This is a genomic window from Paraburkholderia sediminicola, assembly GCF_046027825.1.
GTDB classification, from domain to species: Bacteria; Pseudomonadota; Gammaproteobacteria; order Burkholderiales; family Burkholderiaceae; genus Paraburkholderia; species Paraburkholderia sediminicola_D.
In genome coordinates, this window is the sequence record NZ_JAQQDU010000215.1 from 1 (window position 1) to 1,592 (window position 1,592).

Sequence of the window (1,592 nt, forward strand, 5' to 3'; positions counted from 1 at the left end):
ACGGCGCGCAAAGTACCTTCGCCCGATGATGCGCAGTTCAGATTGTTTGATGGTGTGCCACAGGACCTGGACGCGCCGTTGCTACGCACGGCAGTCAACAGCGGTCGTCGCTTCGTGACCGGAGATGCGCACGCTATTTTTCTGGGGATGACGCGGCTGGAAACGTACCTGAGGCAATCTGGCCAGCACGCACCATTTACCGTCGCGCGTTTGCTCGGCGAGCAAGACTGGTTGCCGTTCGAACAGCGCTACGCTGCCACTGGGCGTGCTCCCTATGCGCCGCCCTTGATGATGGGCCTGATCCTGTATGGCGTCATGCAGGGTGTTCATTCGCTGCGTGAGCTGGAGCGGCTGGCGCGACTCGATCTGGGGTGTATGTGGGTGACAGGCGGCATTGCGCCGGATCATGCCAATATCGGCCGCTTCATCGTATTGCACGAAGACTCGCTGACCGAGGATTTTTTTGAATCGCTCACGCGTGCGATATTGAAAGCCAGTGGTTCGAACAGCACGCGTCTGGCTGGCGACGGCACCGTTATTGAAGCGGCCTGCTCGCACTACAATCTGCTCAGGGAAGAGGCGGTCAAAGCGCGCACGGCGGCAGCGCTGAAAGCAATTGAATGCGCACCCGACGATCAGGCCGTGCAACAGGAGCAGCAACGCAGCAGGCAATGCCAGGAGATCTTCGAGGCGCGTCAAGCCGCTCGCCACAGCCATGGCAAGAGCAGTGAAACCTTGCGCATCAGCGGCAGCGAGCCGGAGGCCATGGTACAGCGCCTGAAGCGCGGACGGGGGTTTGCGGCATCGTACAAACCGTCGGTTCTGGCCAACGAAGAGCGGATCATCACGGCCCTCGCGCTGGACGCGTCGAGTGAAACACAGGTCATCGCACCGATGCTGGATCAAAGCGCACGAGTGACGGGTGCGCAGGCGCAAGAAGTGTTGCTCGATGCAGGATACTTCGACGATGAGGTGATCGAAGCGACGCTCGCGCGCGATGTCAGCCTGTTGTGCCCGGAAGGACAGTGGCCTGCAAAGACCAGGGAAGCAGGACTGTTTCACAAAAGCGCCTTTGACTACCACCCGCAAACTGACACCTATCATTGCCCGGCCGGTCAAACCCTGATTCTGCTGAGCAAGTGCGAACAAACACCGCGAACACGAGAGCATCGCGTGTATGGGGCCACGACCTGTGGGGATTGCCATTTGCGCGCGAACTGTACGAATGCGGCGCAGGGACGACGCATCAAACGCTACCCCGAGGATGAGCAGCGTGAGGCGCTTCGCCTCGTGATGCAGCATCCTCAGGCGCGCCGCATTTTCAGCCAGCGCAAGGCGATCGTCGAACCGGTGTTCAGCAGCTTGCGTTCCCAGCAGGGGCTTAACCGCTTTCGGCGCCGTGGGCTCCAGGCGGTCAAACGGGAATTCGCCTTGCATGTCCTGGCGCACAACCTGTCCAGAGCAGTTGCCCTGTCGAGGGCATTATTTACCCTTTTGTACGCGGCTTTACGCGGCCTCCACGAGCTCGCGCAATGTTTTCCGAACAGATTTCCTCGATTTGTTGGCTCGCGCCAGCAATCACATCAACGCCC

General features: G+C 60.2%; 1 protein-coding gene. It reads left to right on the forward strand.

All coding sequences use genetic code 11. From position 1 onward, the window contains the following. Positions 1 to 1,592 (forward strand): IS1182 family transposase (locus PQQ96_RS41915; protein ID WP_408303274.1); only part of this gene is annotated, 1,592 nt, incomplete at both ends.